Origin of the sequence: Vibrio qingdaonensis (genome assembly GCF_026191675.1) — a bacterium.
GTDB lineage: Bacteria > Pseudomonadota > Gammaproteobacteria > Enterobacterales > Vibrionaceae > Vibrio > Vibrio qingdaonensis.
On record NZ_JAKRRY010000176.1, the window covers coordinates 1 to 361 of the forward strand.

The window sequence follows — 361 nt, forward strand, 5'->3', positions numbered from 1 at the left end:
GCCCGCCATACGTGCACCGATAATGGCAGAAAGGCCAATACCACCAAGACCAAATACCGCAACCGTATCGCCTTGTTGTACTTTAGCCGTGTTTAGCACAGCACCCATCCCCGTTGTGACACCACAACCAAGCAGACAGACTTCTTCAAGTGGCGCTTCTTTAGCGACTTTCGCTAATGAAATTTCTGGAAGTACTGTGTATTCAGAGAATGTAGAACAACCCATGTAATGGAAAATTGTTTCGCCATTAATAGAGAAGCGGCTTGTGCCGTCTGGCATTAGGCCTTGACCTTGCGTTTCACGCACCGCTTGGCATAAGTTTGTTTTGCCAGAAGTACAGAACTTACACACACCACATTCT

1 pseudogene is annotated in these 361 nt (G+C 47.1%); it reads right to left on the minus strand.

The features are described from left to right. Positions 1 to 361, minus strand: a pseudogene (locus MD535_RS25900) (S-(hydroxymethyl)glutathione dehydrogenase); the annotation flags it as partial.